Raw genomic sequence first — 16,158 nt, 5'->3', positions numbered from 1 at the left:
TAACTAACTAACTAACTAACTAACTAACTAACTAACTAACTAACTAACTAACTAACTAACTAACTAACTAACTAACTGTTATAAACACTATATAATTTGTAAAGAATTTTAAACCTATATCACGTATTGGTCGGTATAACACTTGAGTATAGTAGTTCCTTATAAACTTTCCAGCATATAAAAAAACAACCCGAAGGTTGTTTTTTTATCCACCATTTTACTATAATCTTTGATGTAATAAAGTTCTACTCCAACACCGGATTCATTCAATACCTCCGAACGGGGCTTTAAACCTATTGTTATTTATGTTAAAAATTTTACACTAAAACGTATGCTTTAATTCCTGAATTTCTTAACTCGGTTGAAATATAAATTACTTCCAAATAGTATGGCCCCCATTACGAAAGGAACAAAATGGGATAGCTGCTAAATGAGCTTTACCGTTTTTTAAGTCCTTCATTAGAGGTCTTATAGATTCCTATTCCTGTTAAAGAAAAGGCAAATAACAAGCAGGCAAAATTATATTTTATAGTTTATCCTGATCATGTTCTAATAATTTTTGGTACAAAAGTAATAAAATGTGGATTCAATTAAATCTACATTCTCATCTTAAGTTATAAAGAGATCTGATGCTCCTCTTACCGTTGCTTTGTGAATCTCTGCCGGATATATCTTTTCGTTTCCTCCTGCGCCCGTGCAGGCAGCACCCCATTCAGCACTTGCCCAGATAAAACCTGCAACAGAAACTCCTGTTGCTGCGCCGAATGAACGCAATTCTATGGTTGCAAGACCTACAAATACGATACCCACTCCTATCGATGCAGATAAGTAACTATCAAAGAGCTCGCCACTAATTTTTGAAGTTAAATTGCTGCCTTTATAATATTCCCAATCATAAGAATTCATCACCTTTACTGTCAATAAAATTAAAAAACACTGCAACTTGCTGATTATCAATAACACCACTACTACTAATACTCCTGCCAATACAAATAAGATTGTAGTAACATGGGAAAGTTTTAAGCATTTTCAATTGAAGAATTATGCCGGGTCGAACCACTTTCCTTTTTTAATTACTTCTGCTAAATGTTTAACTTTCAGTTCAGCCTTAATCGGATATATAACTTTTTTGAAAAATACTCTAATAAAAATCAAACTCTTCCATGAATATTCTGGATATATGAAGTAATTTAAGATATTGAAATTAGAACAATCAATTGCATATTTTTTAAAAAATGCATTCATCAAATTTTCAGCATCTAAATCAAAAATCTTATAGTTTTCATGTCCAATATTTGTATCTAAATCTATGTTTTTTAAGCCAGTGTAAGATTTAATAAAATCAAGTAATTCTTTTTCCTGTTCGGTCATTCTTAATTATTTAATCCGTTGTATATAATGTATGCACCATGTGTCATCATTCCCAATCCTATAATTGAAGAATTTCTTCCAAGGAACAGTGCTAAATCTTTAGTAGGAACTCCCATGATTGTTTGTAAACGAAATGGCAACTTTGCAGTAATACCTAAAGTCTTTTGGAATCATTAAATGGTATTTCTAACTTCGCTAAATCTTTCTTTAGATAAATTATAAATTTTTCAATCATTATTTTATCTTCCCAAAAATCTTCAAGGTTACGCTCTTTAAGTAATTTATCTTTCTTTGTTATATAATATTCTAATTGATCATATGACAAATCAAATTCAATAGAATATTCAAAATAGGTAAAATCAAAACTTATACAATAGTTTTCTAATTTATCAAATTTACCTCTAACTCCTTCAAAAAAATAGCTTTTAACTACTAGGTTATTTATACTATTATTTATAAATAATTCATCTAATAATAAAATGCAATCAGTTTGTAATTGGGAATTGCTAGCCTTATTATAATCTAAAATTGAAACAATCATAACTATTTTATTTTTGGTATTTTTCCTAAATCTATATCTAAAAGATGTTTAGAATTATTGCCCCAAGTTATTCTAAAAACCTCTCTTCCTCTTGAAGTAGAAGTCCCTATCCTTAAATATCTATTCGTTCCTAATTTTGGTATATATTCCCTTATAAAATTACCCGTACCTCTGAAAAAAGGCGTTTTCACAGCATTAAGTCCTTCTCCCAAATATGACAATCCTGTCCCAAGAACTTTTCCTCCCGCATACATTTCAAAAATAGTATTATCCTCTGTAATTGCTCCAGTTGCCATTGAAAACCCCTTAAAACCATAACCTCTAAAACCGCCGAGATCTCTAAATTTACCTTGAGAGATTGCTCCAATGAATTTAACATTAGTTGATTCTATTATCTTTCCATTGTTATCATAAAGATAATCCGTCGTATCTCCTCCTTTGTTATTTACTTGTTTACCATTTTGATCATAACCGTTATCATCCATTGGATGCATTGCATGATTCAATCCACTAACTACAAGTCCACTTGCAGCCCCCTGCCAGAAATTACCTCCGGTCATCGCAGCCCCCGCTCCTCCTGATAATGTACCAAAAGCTACCATTCCTAAAGTACCGGTGCCAGATCCAAGGCCTGCATGAGTAATTGTCTTTGTACCGTAAGCCCAATTATTTTCTGCAGAAAAACCTTCCGTAGTGGTAGTTCCGCCACTCCAAGCACTAGAGGCTATACTACTCAAAGCTCCAGCAGCAAATCCACTCCAGAACTTCCCTCCAGAAATAGCGGTCATACTTCCCTGGAAAGTATCATGAGCGGCTGCCTGAAACGCCGCCCGCGAATAAAAATTGGTAAATGCAAATCAAAGGTATCTTACGTTTTTAACTTCAAAAAAAAGAGATGACAGTTAGTCATTCTTTTTCAAGTGAACAAGTATTGATAATATATTCTATTTTAGTTCATTAAAGTTATTTTATAAAAACATAAAACACATTTCAATATACTGATGCCAAAATTATATTTCGTAGAACATGGTAGAGTGAAAATCTCCATTATTTAAGCTATGTCATCAAAAAAATAAACTTCATTTTAAATTAAAAAATTAATTTCACCTGATTCGATTCAATTTCCTTTTCATATAATTTATAATTTAACTTTTTCAATTTATCTACTATCTTAGAATTCAAAAATATTGCTGCTGATTGGACCTGCTTTTTTCGATAATAATAGGTTATTTTTAACTCTTTCTCATTTTTATAATCTTTTATCTCCCAAAAACAATTGTCTGAAAATTCCACATGTAAATTGACCGGTACATTGATATACTTACTTTGTCCTGCTTTTAACAAAATTAAATCCTCAATTCTAAGATCCTTTTTCTTTTGCTTCCATTTTTCATCAAAATCACTGAAAGACTTACTAACACTTCCATCAAAACAATTATTTTCAATCCAACTTAATTTTTCATTATTTAAATTATACATAATCTGATGTATGAAAAAGAAGCCCGTCTCATCAGTAGGTAATATAAAATTCCATTTTTTACTCTCAGGATCGTTCAAAATTGGCAGATAATAATTACTAGACGAGTTGTTAGTAATTAGTAGTTTCGTGCAAGTATTGTTTATTAAAACTTTATCAACTATTGTAAATGTTATGGTATTTGTTTTTTTTTCTTGCGTAAAGCATAAATTTAAAACTAAAATAAAACTAACGGTAGAGGTTTTAAGTATATTTATCATCATCTTCCAAGGTTTAATATTGACTCATTAAAATTCATATATTTTTCCCAAGCTTGCGCATTAATTTCAGAGATTTCTCCTGCCTTTATACCTCCATATCTATTAATCATATCAGAATAAACTCCACTTACATGCTCTTGTGCATGATTCAATTCATGACCGACTGTCAGCCCCAACTGTCTGATAGAATTTAAAATATTGCTTCTAATTAATATAAGACGAAGCGATTTTATTGACCAAAGACCAGTTTTGGGATCCAGTGTAGCTGGTGTTTTTAGTGCCCTCCCTGCAACACCAGGGTTATTTTCATCTATGACTAATCTTTTCTCAAAATCTGGCGAATCAGCACTTTGATACAGTTCTGGAAAAACATCAGCAGCAAATTGTTTTATTTGTTCATTAGTCCAATTCAAATACTCACCAGATGCCAGTTCTTTACCATATCCTCCTTTTATTATAGCTCTGTCGATGAGCGTTCTTTGTTTTATATTATGTGCCGCATGATTCAGACCACTAACAACTAGTCCAGTAGCAGCTCCCTGCCAAAAATTACCTCCCGTTAATTTGGCGCCTACTCCTCCCGATACCGTACCAAAAGCAATCATTCCTAAATCACCAGTACCTACTCCTAGTCCCGCATGAGTAACGGTTCCAGTAACTCCATCACAATATTTAGTAGTGGTTGTTCCGCCATTCCATGCACTGGCAGCAATACTGCTTAATGCCCCAGCAGCAAAACCACTCCAGAACTTCCCTCCAGAAATAGCGGTCATACTTCCCTGGAAAGTACCATGAGCGGCTGCCTGAAAAGCAGCCTGGGAATAAAAATTGGTAAATAAACTCGTCGCAGCACTACCAATACCATAAGTTACTACTGCACTCGCCGCACCAATAAAGGTTGCTTTTACCAGTCCACCAACGCTGAAAGGAACATCTGCAACTAAGGCCGTAAGAGTATAGCTAAAGATAGCAATCGCAGCAGCAACAGCAACCGCTACCGCAAATTCATATGCTTCACCACTTGAATCCGTATATTTCAGGGGATTATTAAGAACGTAAGCGTATTTATTGTAATTCTGCGTATTATACGGCTCCTGGATATAATTATCCGGTTGCAGGAATCGGTGTAGTTTCGGATCGTATAGACGACCATTCATATGGATGATACCCACACTCTGCAGATGCTCATGCCCGGTATATCCTCTGTCTAATATCGTTAATCCTGAAAGGATATTCCCTGCTGCATCCTGTACTTTTACAATATTGCCCCAGGCATCAAATAATCTTTTCTCTACAACGCTACCACTCTGATCACTTACCGCAACAATCGTTCCCTGATAGTCCCTGTGTAAATATAAATAATTTTGGGTAGTTCCGTCGCTTTTTAACACTACCGGCGCAGAGTAGCCATCACCTCCTATATAGGTCACAAATTCAACGGCACCAGTGTAGATATTATGCTTGATTTCCATAGTACCGTCAGCTGAGTAATGCTTGCGCAAAGGCCTCAGAAGTTTTTCATCATCCAGACTTCCATAAAACATAGAGCTCCTGTCGTTTCCATCATTGTAGGTGAAGCTGATTTTATCTACTCCCGTCTCTTCTATCTGTACAGGACTTTTAAAAGTATTATAGGTCACATTTAAAGCTCTGGAAGAGGTAGGTGCATTACTGGTCTTTCTAATCTGTACATCATCAAACCAGACATTTCCGCTGCCATTATTGTCTAATCTAATATTTAGCTTTTTAATATGCGCCGGAACAGTAACTGTTTTTTCTACCTTAACCCATTGATTCTTAACATCAGTCACCATACCATCAACCACGCTAAAATATCCTGTTTCAGTTGGTGTTTTCATAAACAATACCATCTCTGCCTGTGGACTATCTGAGTAAACCCAAGCGGAATAAGTATATTGCGTGGCAACTGAATTGTCAATGTTTATCCATTTATCTCCATGAACATATTTTTCCGAAGAAGTAGTATTGGCAAGTTTTAAAGAGTTTTTCCCCGTATGGGCTCTTGTATCATCATAGCTGTAAAAAATATCACCAGGATGCCTTACTTCCCCAAAACCTGTTCGGTCTTCCATGCTGTCATTAAAAACCCCCTCTCTGTTGGTATAATACCCTACTGCTTCTGCAGTGGGAACTATAGCTTTGTTCTGATAGGTCTTCGCTCCATCGTATTCATAAGTCCCGACACTGTTCTGGGTGATTCTTCCCTTGTCGTCATAGACCTGCGTTTCCTGAATACCAAGTCCATTGGTGTATTCGGTCAATCGGTTCAGTCCATCATATTTGAAAGTCTCATTTCTGCCAAAAAGGCTGTTACTGCGACTGTTCAGGTTACCTCTTTTTATTTCAAAATCAGTATTGAGTGTCATCACATTGACAACCGAAGGATTGGTTCTATCATGTTTGATCTGCTTCACATAACCATACTCGTCGTAGCTGTTGGTAACCGTGATACCATTACCGAATGTCCCCCCTGTCAGCTGTGCCCTTTCATTTAATGAATTGGACTGCCATAAAACCTGCTGGGTTTCATTGTCCACAATTTGCCACGGAAAACCATTCTGGTAAATGTTTTTTATTGTTTTTGAACTGGTCTTACCTGAAGCTGAAGCTGTTGATGTTTCTTTCTCTACCCTTCCCTGAGTATCAAAAGACATTTCTTTTACAAAAACGGCATATGGTGTGGTTTCGGTAGTCTTGTAAAGTCTTTTCAGATTGTCATATTCATAAGAATTTGTTGTGGTTTTTCCTTCTGTATTGTCTACAAAACTTGTGCTTGTGATCTGGTTCAATCCGTTATAGAAATAATTGGTCTTACTATTGGTAAGTGTGCCTGAGATTGTTTTCTCGGTTGGCTTTCCTGACGGGTCATATGTATAAGCAGTAGTCCCGTTTGGGGTGGTTTCGGTCAGTAATTGTCCAAAAGCATCGTAACTGTACGTATACACCCCGGCACTTGGATCTGTTAATTTCACCTTGTTGCCCCAGCCATCAATAACAAGCTGGACCTTATTGCCCTGATAATCGGATTCTTTTAGAGTCCCATTGGCAAAATACAGAAAATTGATTGTCCCCCCCGGATCGCTGGTCTGGATTTTATTGCCCATAGCATCTACAACAACTGTGGTAACCTTGCCATCATCAGTGCTTGTTGTAGTTATCCCTGAATACGAAAAAGTCTGTATTTTTCCCGTTGGCGCAGTGATTTTCGTCGGCCTCATCAGATAATCGTATTGATAACTTGTCCATAGGCCAGGTGAAGAAAAATACGGTTCGCTTTCCTTTTCTTTCCTGCCCAGCGCATCGTAGACAGTCTGCTTGGTTATCATGCTGTTGACTGCAAATCCTTTGGCAGAGTTTTTAACCACCCTGCCCAGTACATCATACTCGGTAATGGTTTTGGCATCCAGACTATTTGTGGTGGCAACGGTATAACCTCCCGTACTTAACTTAATATATACATTGGTCGTTGTAATTGGGATAGCCGAAGAACCAGTCACCGTCGAATTGGTTAGTTTTCCCCAACCGTCATAAACAAAATCACTAATTACCCCCATATAATCTGTGGACTGGGTCATCTGCCCCAAATTATTATAAATAAAGTTGGTCACAAATCCCTGATGGTCTGTTTTCTTTATAACAAATCGTTTGGACGAATCATACTCATCCTTAATAGTCCTTGCGGCCGGGGCAGGCGATGCGGTCGGGGCCGAAACAGTCTTGGTCAGAAGATTACCCAACACATCATAGGTCATATCTTCCACAATCGCATACGTACTATGCCCTTTTTTCTCTGTCTTGATTAAATTAGGGCCTGAATATACATAGCTTTCCTCCGATGCACGCGTATCGCCCGAAGCGGTATTGACCGCTGTTGAAACCATTCTCTTTGGCCTTCCAATATAATAAGATTCTCCTGCACCACTTGGGTTATTGTCATACTGGGTATCAACGGCTACACTTCCCTGAAGTGAAGAACCTGTGTAACTATTAGTTACACTTCTCACTTCTAGTCCATAATAATTACCACTATCTACTGCTCCATCATAAGAGTAAATGGTCTCTGATTTGATGCCTGTTATATGGTCTTCAACAGTTTGCTTATTTAGCAGTACATTGAAAAGCGCATTGTTTGAATCAGGTGCTCCCGCATTTGGAGCAGAAGCAGCTACAGGAGATGCTGAAAATTTAGCATTGCCATTGCTTGCACTGGCTGTAAAACCGGGCTGCAGCACAATCTGTGGGGCATAATAATTTACTGCCAGATCGCTTCCTATTACTGATGATGCGGTTATCTGACTTGTTGCCTTATAGGTCTGGCCGCTTGTAACCGGTGAACTAATATTTAGATTATCCGGATCTGAAATTTGAGAAACTGCATCTCGCCCGCCTTTGCTGTAAACTGCAAAAACATTCATCTTGGTACTTACTAAATTGCTCGGCACATTATCAAAAACCGTTGATCCAGCAGTACTTGTCCATGTAATGGTATTGGCTCCTCTCAGCATAGGATCATTATACTGAGTAGTCCAGATTTTAGGATCTGAATCTGACAAATACCAGCTGCTGCGAGTTGTTCTTATAAAACCGACAGTTCCATAATTAAAATTGGAAACGAAACCTTTGTACCTAAAATCCTGATATTTGGAAACTCCATTAATTGTTGCAGTAAGTTTGGAAACCAGATAACTTTCGGAATTTTTAATAATTTCAATATTGGGATAATTGACCCCGTTTTCAGAAGAATAAAAATCTGAAGACGAATTTCCTAAACCTTCAGCTGCCAGCATTGGCTTATAATCTATGGTCTGCTTGATGTTTCCGCCAGATTCCGTAACGGTAACCAATCTATTTTCGGTATTGACATTTTTATTGAACTGGTAATATTCAATCTTATTGTAATGTCCTCTCACTACAACTAAATCAGTATCGGCTCCATTAAATCTGTAATTGGAGGTAATTGGGATAGGAATATCAGGAGAATTAGAAAACAATACTCCAGAATCGTATCCCAGTGTAAAACCAGCTGTTCCAACCTTTCCAATATTATTAGCAAAACCTGTAACTTTCCATTCCGTATCGTGGTTGTTAATTGTCCAGTCATCTTTAAAATATTTTCTCCAAACACGCACCAGATCTGATTTGCCGTCTTTATTAATATCCATTGCGTAATAGTTGCTGTAATGCACCTGAGTCTTAAAATTACTGCTTCCGCTGGTATCCGGCCAGTATTCTACAATATCATGAGACTCTTTTACAAACAAACTGCCGCCTGCAGGATTTGGATTACTATAATAAATATGCCATTTTACATGTCCTTCACCTCCTTCTGTATCTGGAAGCATTATATCTGTCTTTCCATCTCCATTAAAGTCTCCTAATAACAATTGTTTTGCAAAGGAATATTTATCAATAACGCCCGAACCTAGTAACTTGGTGTAAGCAAAATTATCCGCTCTGGAAATTTCTACTATTTTATAGCTTCCCTCCCGGCTGATCTGCAGTATATCGGATCGACCGTCTCCATTAAAATCACCAATATATTTAACATTTAAAAACTTATCTATTACTAAATCAGTGCTTGATACACTCATGTAACCTTTACTGCCCAAAGCATTAGATTGATTAGGATCAAGATCTAACAGGTAAAACGATTCTGTCCCACTGCGTTCAGTGACGGTTACCGGACAATCCTGCACATTAAAAACATATGATGGATCCCTGATAAATGACTGTACTACTGCATCACATTCATTGGTATCTTTAAAAATAAGTACTTCACTAATGCCGTTTCCGTCAAAGTCCCCCTCCATATAGGAAGCCCTTGGGTCTGCACATAAATCCGAATCTTTTAATGCCTCTAAGCATTTTATTGCTAACATTGATCCGCTGGCTGTTGTTACAGGATTTCTCTTTTTCGTTAAATCCAAAGCTATGCTTTTTGTATAGGCCTTTTGCGGAACTCCGTCACGCAGGTTATAAATATCAAATTCCACAGCAGTTTTATTAATAACCTTGGCGTTCACTATTGACTGGAATTGATTCAATTTATTTCCAGAGATAGTTGTTGCCGTAAAAGAATTTGCTTTATCAATAACAAAAGGCAGGTTAATCGGTGTATTGCCGCTGTTACTAACAAATAAATTTGTAAAAACCTGATTGTTTGCCACAAAATCAAGTCTTCCATCACCATCAAAATCACCTGCTAAATCTGTTTTATCAAAAGAAAGATTATTGATATAGTCTTTCTCTGTTCTTTCCTGATTTGAAGGACTGGATGCATAAGTAAAAATTACAGGATTCGAGGCTTCCATCTGCCCGTTGATTTCTGTAATATTTTTTATCCTCTCATAACCAAGTTCTGTATCAAACTCATGCTGAAGCTGATAATTTCGAAAGAAAACATTGTTGGCATACACCTGTATACTGTTTAATATCTGAGTGGCATAAACGGCCTGCCCTTTCAAATAATCTTTTTCAATACGTTTTGATGAATTGTAAAAAAAGGCAATTTTATTCTGGGCTGCTATTCCGGCTGCCGTATTGCCGCTAAATGTAATGGTATCGATATACAACTGGCTGGTGTTGTTGTAAGGAACCGTTTTATAATTGTAATCTATAAAATTTCCGTTTACATCTTCATAATGAACAATATACCAGGCGTTCAATGAAACAGAATTCTGCAGGCTTCCAGATCCTTTAGAACCGTACCAGCTTCTTGATCCGTCAGGAGCAGTGACTACAAAATACGTTGTAGTACCTTCCACTTTCAGCTCTATCCGTGTATTGCTTTTATATTCTGTTTCGTAAGTAGACCCTGTTGCCCAGTAAGTACCGGTCTTAATTAAAAGACGCTGACCGTCAAGTGCCAGCTTATCGTTATCGTCAAAATCAACCCCATCCACAAATCCGTCTATATCGCGTCTTGTTGCCATGCGGCTTATTGTAGAAATACTATTGATGCTCCATCCTTGTCCTGCAATACCCCCTCTTACCCCACTGCTGTAAACTAAATTTATTGCAGGGGCAACATTTTTAATACTTGGCGGGACTGCAATTGGAAGTGTATAGACAGCTGTACCGGATGAAGAAATCTGAAGTTCTCCCTTTGTGTCACTAAAACTCTGACCAAAAGAAAAAACCGAAAATAAAAAAATAATGAAAAAGTATAGTTGTTTCATACTTAAATTTATTGCTTGATAATTTTAATTGTTTTTTGGTCTCCGTCCTTATAGTTCAGAACAACCAGATAGACACCTCTTGAATATTGTCCAAAGGAAATAACCTGGTTATCGGTGGATTCGGTTCTGGAGAAACTCTGAAGGATCTGACCACTAAATGAATATACAGTTATGGAGGAAACTTTGTTATCATTAATGAGCTCCCATTTTAGATAAAGCTCCTCTTTTACCGGGTTCGGATAATAGGAAATAACATCTTCCTTAGAGAATTTTAAAAGGTCATCTTGGGTAACCGCCTCCATGTCTTTAACTTCATCTACTGATTTTCCTGTAGGATTACAACCTGAAATGCACAAACTTCTGAGAATCTGATTCCCTGCTGCATCATAAGTAAAGGTGATCTTTTGCTGTGCCTGTGAAAATGTACAAAATCCAAATAATAAAAGTGTAATTAGTTTTTTCATTGTTTGTTTTCAAGTTTATCTAAACGCTTGCTTTGTTCTGAAATAATAGTCTTTAATTCCTGGGTTTTCTTTTCCTGATCAATGATATAAAGTGTAAGCTCCTCTATCTTCTGTAGCAGTTTCGAATTCATCTCTCCCAGGTTAATTCCATTTTTCAAAACCTCCTGCTCACTTGGAATGTTTTCCAAATGACCTTTTTCGGCTATATGCTTTTCAACTTCTGTTAATGTAGGTAGCCTATATTGTTTTTTAAATACAAAATCCGACCAGCCTGTCATGTCAACTTTTACCTCTTGTGAATGTATCGTACCGTTGACATCCAATTTATTTGTTGGATTGATTTTACCTATTCCAACATTTCCATTTCCAAGTATTCTCAACTTCTCGGTCTGGCCCGTTGCGTAAGATGCCTGCGTAAAAAACTGCAAGCCATAAGTATTATTTCCGGCACTTTCAGTGATTGTGCGCAGTGATGTCCCAAATGTATCATAGGTGGTAATATTTATTGTATGGGCAATCATTATTGCAGATTGATTATCAACGTTCGCAAAATTTCGAACCAGTATATTACCGTTGTCAACCTGAAGCTTTGCCATCGGACTGGCTGTACCAATACCAACATTAGCATTACCGGAATTTCCATGGATAATACCGGAGGGGGTGTAAATCTGAGCATTAACAGCCCAGAAACAAAATACTGCAATAAAAAGGTATACTTTACTTTTCATATATTATTTTTTTTCTAATTTGTTTACTCTTTTTTTAATTGCCATATTCTCTCTTTTTATCTCTTCATTTTCCTTTTTTAGCTCAATAATATAAAGCATCATTTCCTCCATTTTCTGAAGAAGTTTTGCATTTATTTCCCCAAGATTAATTCCATTTTTCAAAACCTCTTGTTCACTTGGAATATTTTCCAAATGTCCCTTCTCGGCTATATGTTTTTCAACCTGTTCAATTGTTGGAAGATTATATTCCTTTTTAAATACAAAATCAGACCATCCGTTCATATCTACTTTTACTTCTTTGGAATGAATTGTACCATTTACAGCAAGTTTAGCATCTGGGGTTGTTGTACCGATACCAAGATTTCCATTAATATCAACTCTCATTCGTTCAGTTCCATTTGTTCCAAATACAATATTTCTGTTCATATCAGGAATTGTAGAATAACCTGACAAATCGATGTAGGATTTTATGTTCATATTAGTTCCCCCACCAGCGGATAATCTCAAAAATCCATCATCATAATAATTGCCAGAACTACTGTATCCCCTAATTTCCCCATTTGCTAAAGTACCAGGTGAAACAGCTGGCCTTGCCAAACTATTGCTAAGTCCTCCATTTATAGTCAGAGAGCCGGAAACAGAGAATTTACTAACAGGAGAATTTGTGCCAACTCCCATATTTCCTTCTGCATTTATATGTAATGTTTCCTTGTTTATTCCCAATGGCGAAACAACTCCAAGTAAAATCGAATTATCCAGCAATCTCATATACGACCCACCTCTTACTGAATTTAATATATGTAATCCTTTCGTGCTGGAAACACTAACATTATTACCAATTCCAACCCCGGAATAGCTTACTTCCGGTTCACTGGCCCACAGCATTAAATCCGCTTGGCGAGCATCATCACCTCCTCCAATAGAATGAAGCAGGATTCTTGCGTCGTGATGATACCCAAATACATTTAATTTGTAGGAGGGTGTGCTTGTTCCAATTCCAACATTCCCATTTAACTCGTAAATATTTTGAGAAAAACAGATTTGAAAACATAAAAGAGCTATTAATATTTTAAACTTCATTTTTACTGTTTTTTAGATGATTTCATTTTCCTTTTTAATTCTTCATTTTCTTCTTCAAGCTTATTAAGACGCTTATTTTGCTCAATTACATAAAGAGTAAGTTCTTCGATTTTCTGTAAAAGTTTAGCATCCATTTCCCCTAGATTATTTCCGTTTTTCAGAACTTCTTCTTCACTTGGCATATTTTCTAAGTAACCTTTTTCCACGATATGCTTTTCAACCTGCTCAAGAGTTGGCAACTCATATTCCTTTCTAAATACAAAATCGGACCAGCCGTTCATATCTACTTTAACTTCCTTGGAATGAATTGTGCCATTGACATCCAATTTATTAGACGGTCTATCTATACCTATACCCACATTACCACCGCCTCCCTGAAGAATTAAATCGCTCCATGCAGTTAACTGGGAATTATGGGCTCCTAACCATGATTTCCCACCGTATTCCCCCATAACGATGGCATTTAAATCACCTGATGCAACAATTCTTCCTCGCCAAATATTATCTGAACTTCCATTTTCTTTTACCATTAATTTACTCTGGAAAGCTTCACTTCCAATACCAATACTAACATTCCCGTTATCAGATATATTAAAAACAGGAACAGTTTGATTTAAAGACCAATTATATATTGAAAAACTTGATTCGGTAATCATATTAGCCCCAGAACTTATAGCCCAAGTTTTTCCTGCGGGATTTTTAAGAAAAATTTTTGTCGTATTAGCATTAACACTTTGGCTACCAACTCCTATACTGCCAAAAACATCTAGTTTGTAAGCGGGACTAGAGCTTCCAATACCTAAATTTCCGGAATTGATGTATGAATTTCCCCCATCCTTAAAAAAAACTTCACTACCTATCTGAGTACCTCCTGAAAAATCCCCTCCGTAATTTAAAGACAAAACATTGCCTGTATCATGCACAATTGCTCTTCCGCCATTTCCACGTGGGAGAAACCTAAAAGTAACATCTGCTGCTCCGTTGTAATAAAAAATATTATCTCCATTTGGAGAGTTTATCTGGGAAAACAAAATATTAGAAAATGCAAGTAAGGATGTTAAGTAAATTATTTTCTTCATATGATTATTTTTTTTCTATTTTTTCAATTCTCTTTTTCAAATCTATATTTTCATTTTTGACTGCTTCAATTTCATTCATTTGATTTTCCATTTTCTTATTTTGTTGAATTATATATAATGTCAATTCTTCTATTTTCTGCAAAAGTTTAGCATTCATTTCTCCAAGATTAATCCCGTTCTTTAAAACATCTTCTTCACTCGGAATATTCTCTAAATGTCCTTTTTCTGCAATATGCTTTTCAACTTCTGTAAGCGTTGGAAGATTGTAATCTTTCTTGAAAACAAAATCCGACCAGCCGGTCATATCGACTTTTACTTCTTTTGAATGGATTGTGCCGTTAACGTCAAGCTTATGTGTTGGGTTGTTTAATCCGATTCCAACATTGCCATTTGAGTTAGCCATTAAAATTTGTTGCCAACCTCCCCATTGTGGATCTAAAGGATAGGCATTTCTATAAAAAATCCCTCCATTATTAAAATTTAATTGATGATTTTTATCTCCCGAATTATTCCACGCGTCCCATTGGCCTATCGTTAAATTAGTTGAATAGCTTCCTTCACCTGGCACTCCAATAATGTTTCTAGATTTAAAATCGACTCTAATAGAATGTGCAGTGAAATTAGGTGTATCATTTACAGATCTTGTATCATACATTCCGAGCGAATATGAATCTTGCGCTTGCGAGCAAAAACATGAAATAATCATAGTTATTAGTAAAAATCTTTTCATAATTTAATTTTTTTTTTCAATATTTTAAATTCTATCCTCTAATTCTTTTTGTCTCTTTTTCATTTCTATATTTTCTTTCTTTAAATCTTCATTTTCCTTTTCATTTCAATCATGTAGAAAGTCAACTTCTCGCTACTCTGCAAAGCTTAGCATTCATTTCCCCAAGATTAATTCCGATTTTCAAAACCTCTTCTTCACTCGGAATATTCTCTAAAATGGCCTTTTTCCGCTATGTGCTTTTCGACTTGCTCCAATGTTGGAAGATGATATTCATTTCCAAATACAAAATCAGACCAGCCAGTCATATCTACTTTTACTTCTTTGGAATGGATAGTTCCGTTTCCGTCTAAATTATTTGATGGATTAGTTATTCCTATCCCCATATTTCGGCCATAATACAAAAACTCTTTCCAAAAATCCTTAATTCATTATCGAGCTCATCCAATCCCAATACTAAGCTATGTACAATTGTTAACGCTCCGTTAATTTTTTGCGCGCAAATAAACAAAAACATTTCCTATTTTCTTTACGAGATTCCTCATTTTGAAATTTTTTTACGCAAGAAATGATCTGTTTTTAAAATATTTTTATTAATTAGCTATCAATGAGATAGTTGATATTGAATATGCTGGATATGCAAACATTTACTGGAGAATCAGAAAAGAATATTATTATAAATTGAAATCTAGTCTTCATTACCAAAACATTTTTCATTCACAAAGAATTCCTATGAATCATAAAATAAAAATTTTGAAATAGATTGACATCATCTCAACTGTAATTATGCAAATCTCCCTTAAAAATGATTTAAGGATACTTTCAAAATACAACAATTGACAAACAAATATCAATTTTACATATTTAACAGTTCGGTAAATTCCATATAATATTTGTATATTTAAAATGTTTTTATCCTATTTTTGTTCAAAGAAATTGTTTAAAATTTCGAGTACACTTTTTTTTCTGTACTGCCTCTTAAATAGCAGACAAACCTAGTATTTACTAGGTTTTAATTAATTATGGAGGAACCTCTTTCTCTGCAAAGCATATTAAAAAACCTTCCCTTTCTATCCAACCTCCCCCTCACCGGCCAAAACCAGAATAAAAAACAATGAAAGGTAAATGAAAAAGAAAATCAAAAAGACACAAACATAACTAACTAACTAACTAACTAACTAACTAACTAACTAACTAACTAACTAACTAACTAACTAACTAACTAACTAACT

12 protein-coding genes are annotated in these 16,158 nt (G+C 35.7%); all 12 read right to left on the bottom strand.

What is annotated here, in order from left to right; translation table 11 throughout:
* Positions 1–609: 609 nt before the first annotated feature.
* The 12 genes from ABEB31_RS21570 to ABEB31_RS21515 all read right to left on the bottom strand — a co-directional run bounded on the left by ABEB31_RS21570 (position 610) and on the right by ABEB31_RS21515 (position 15,312).
* Positions 610–906, bottom strand: a complete 297-nt coding sequence (locus tag ABEB31_RS21570) for a hypothetical protein (RefSeq protein WP_347053739.1) — start codon at positions 904–906, stop codon at positions 610–612.
* 135 nt (positions 907–1,041) lie between these two features.
* A complete protein-coding gene (locus ABEB31_RS21565) occupies positions 1,042–1,371 on the bottom strand; it encodes a DUF1493 family protein (protein ID WP_347053738.1) in 330 nt (109 codons plus the stop codon).
* A gap of 154 nt (positions 1,372–1,525) precedes the next feature.
* Entirely contained in the window at positions 1,526–1,912 is a 387-nt protein-coding gene (locus ABEB31_RS21560) for a hypothetical protein (protein WP_347053737.1), read from the bottom strand.
* 2 nt (positions 1,913–1,914) lie between these two features.
* A complete protein-coding gene (locus tag ABEB31_RS21555; RefSeq protein ID WP_347053736.1) occupies positions 1,915–2,700 on the bottom strand; it encodes a hypothetical protein in 786 nt (261 codons plus the stop codon).
* A 301-nt stretch (positions 2,701–3,001) separates the two neighbouring features.
* Positions 3,002–3,652, bottom strand: a complete 651-nt coding sequence (locus tag ABEB31_RS21550; RefSeq protein ID WP_347053735.1) for a hypothetical protein — start codon at positions 3,650–3,652, stop codon at positions 3,002–3,004.
* Positions 3,649–10,848: an RHS repeat-associated core domain-containing protein gene (locus ABEB31_RS21545; protein ID WP_347053734.1), complete on the bottom strand. Its 7,200-nt coding sequence runs from the start codon at positions 10,846–10,848 to the stop codon at positions 3,649–3,651. Before ABEB31_RS21545 ends, ABEB31_RS21550 begins: the two co-directional genes overlap by 4 nt.
* Positions 10,849–10,856: 8 nt before the next feature.
* Positions 10,857–11,312 carry a T9SS type A sorting domain-containing protein gene (locus tag ABEB31_RS21540; protein ID WP_347053733.1) on the bottom strand — a complete coding sequence of 152 codons (456 nt, stop codon included), beginning with the start codon at positions 11,310–11,312 and terminating at the stop codon, positions 10,857–10,859.
* The gene (locus tag ABEB31_RS21535) at positions 11,309–12,040 is read right to left on the bottom strand and encodes a hypothetical protein (RefSeq protein WP_347053732.1); all 732 of its coding nucleotides are present in this window, start codon (positions 12,038–12,040) and stop codon (positions 11,309–11,311) included. Before ABEB31_RS21535 ends, ABEB31_RS21540 begins: the two co-directional genes overlap by 4 nt.
* A 3-nt stretch (positions 12,041–12,043) precedes the next feature.
* Positions 12,044–13,120 carry a DUF4200 domain-containing protein gene (locus tag ABEB31_RS21530; RefSeq protein WP_347053731.1) on the bottom strand — a complete coding sequence of 359 codons (1,077 nt, stop codon included), beginning with the start codon at positions 13,118–13,120 and terminating at the stop codon, positions 12,044–12,046.
* 2 nt (positions 13,121–13,122) lie between these two features.
* The gene (locus ABEB31_RS21525) at positions 13,123–14,199 is read right to left on the bottom strand and encodes a hypothetical protein (protein ID WP_347053730.1); all 1,077 of its coding nucleotides are present in this window, start codon (positions 14,197–14,199) and stop codon (positions 13,123–13,125) included.
* 4 nt (positions 14,200–14,203) lie between these two features.
* A complete protein-coding gene (locus tag ABEB31_RS21520) occupies positions 14,204–14,929 on the bottom strand; it encodes a hypothetical protein (RefSeq protein ID WP_347053729.1) in 726 nt (241 codons plus the stop codon).
* A gap of 194 nt (positions 14,930–15,123) precedes the next feature.
* The gene (locus tag ABEB31_RS21515; protein WP_347053728.1) at positions 15,124–15,312 is read right to left on the bottom strand and encodes a hypothetical protein; all 189 of its coding nucleotides are present in this window, start codon (positions 15,310–15,312) and stop codon (positions 15,124–15,126) included.
* Positions 15,313–16,158: the final 846 nt, after the last annotated feature.

It is taken from the genome of Flavobacterium olei (genome assembly GCF_039749035.1).
Classification (GTDB): Bacteria; Bacteroidota; Bacteroidia; order Flavobacteriales; family Flavobacteriaceae; genus Flavobacterium; species Flavobacterium olei.
The sequence above is the reverse complement of the archived record's forward strand: the minus strand, read 5'-3'. Positions and strand labels throughout refer to the sequence as shown.

Excerpts from the sequence above, each read along its gene's own strand:
- ABEB31_RS21525 (WP_347053730.1), bottom strand. The coding sequence starts at position 14,199 with ATGAAGAAAATAATTTACTTAACATCCTTACTTGCATTTTCTAATATT.
- ABEB31_RS21540 (WP_347053733.1), bottom strand. The coding sequence starts at position 11,312 with ATGAAAAAACTAATTACACTTTTATTATTTGGATTTTGTACATTTTCA.
- ABEB31_RS21555 (WP_347053736.1), bottom strand. The coding sequence starts at position 2,700 with ATGACCGCTATTTCTGGAGGGAAGTTCTGGAGTGGATTTGCTGCTGGA.
- ABEB31_RS21570 (WP_347053739.1), bottom strand. The coding sequence starts at position 906 with ATGAATTCTTATGATTGGGAATATTATAAAGGCAGCAATTTAACTTCA.
- ABEB31_RS21560 (WP_347053737.1), bottom strand. The coding sequence starts at position 1,912 with ATGATTGTTTCAATTTTAGATTATAATAAGGCTAGCAATTCCCAATTA.
- ABEB31_RS21565 (WP_347053738.1), bottom strand. The coding sequence starts at position 1,371 with ATGACCGAACAGGAAAAAGAATTACTTGATTTTATTAAATCTTACACT.
- ABEB31_RS21535 (WP_347053732.1), bottom strand. The coding sequence starts at position 12,040 with ATGAAAAGTAAAGTATACCTTTTTATTGCAGTATTTTGTTTCTGGGCT.
- ABEB31_RS21530 (WP_347053731.1), bottom strand. The coding sequence starts at position 13,120 with ATGAAGTTTAAAATATTAATAGCTCTTTTATGTTTTCAAATCTGTTTT.
- ABEB31_RS21550 (WP_347053735.1), bottom strand. The coding sequence starts at position 3,652 with ATGATGATAAATATACTTAAAACCTCTACCGTTAGTTTTATTTTAGTT.
- ABEB31_RS21520 (WP_347053729.1), bottom strand. The coding sequence starts at position 14,929 with ATGAAAAGATTTTTACTAATAACTATGATTATTTCATGTTTTTGCTCG.
- ABEB31_RS21515 (WP_347053728.1), bottom strand. The coding sequence starts at position 15,312 with ATGGGGATAGGAATAACTAATCCATCAAATAATTTAGACGGAAACGGA.
- ABEB31_RS21545 (WP_347053734.1), bottom strand. The coding sequence starts at position 10,848 with ATGAAACAACTATACTTTTTCATTATTTTTTTATTTTCGGTTTTTTCT.